Origin of the sequence: Paenibacillus sp. J53TS2, from assembly GCF_018403305.1 — a bacterium.
Lineage (GTDB): Bacteria > Bacillota > Bacilli > Paenibacillales > Paenibacillaceae > Fontibacillus > Fontibacillus rhizolycopersici.
Genome location: NZ_BOSK01000026.1, coordinates 1 through 681 on the forward strand (window position 1 = coordinate 1; position 681 = coordinate 681).

1 rRNA gene is annotated in these 681 nt (G+C 55.8%); it reads left to right on the top strand.

The features are described 5' to 3' along the window. Positions 1–680: ribosomal RNA gene (locus tag KJS42_RS22920) — 23S ribosomal RNA — on the top strand; the annotation flags it as partial. Position 681 lies beyond the last annotated feature (1 nt).

Here is a 681-nt window from a genome sequence, read left to right on the forward strand (position 1 = left end):
ATCCGGTACGGGGACAGTGTCAGGTGGGCAGTTTGACTGGGGCGGTCGCCTCCTAAAGAGTAACGGAGGCGCCCCAAGGTTCCCTCAGAATGGTTGGAAATCATTCGAAGAGTGCAAAGGCAAAAGGGAGCTTGACTGCGAGACTGACAAGTCGAGCAGGGACGAAAGTCGGGCTTAGTGATCCGGTGGTACCGCATGGAAGGGCCATCGCTCAACGGATAAAAGCTACCCTGGGGATAACAGGCTTATCTCCCCCAAGAGTCCACATCGACGGGGAGGTTTGGCACCTCGATGTCGGCTCATCGCATCCTGGGGCTGAAGTAGGTCCCAAGGGTTGGGCTGTTCGCCCATTAAAGCGGTACGCGAGCTGGGTTCAGAACGTCGTGAGACAGTTCGGTCCCTATCTGTCGTGGGCGCAGGAAATTTGAGAGGAGCTGTCCTTAGTACGAGAGGACCGGGATGGACGCACCGCTGGTGCACCAGTTGTTCCGCCAGGAGCATAGCTGGGTAGCTAAGTGCGGACGGGATAAGCGCTGAAAGCATCTAAGCGTGAAGCCCCCCTCAAGATGAGATTTCCCAATTAGTAAGACCCCTTGAAGACGACGAGGTTGATAGGCCTGAGGTGGAAGTGCAGCAATGTATGGAGCTGACAGGTACTAATCGGTCGAGGGCTTATCCAAA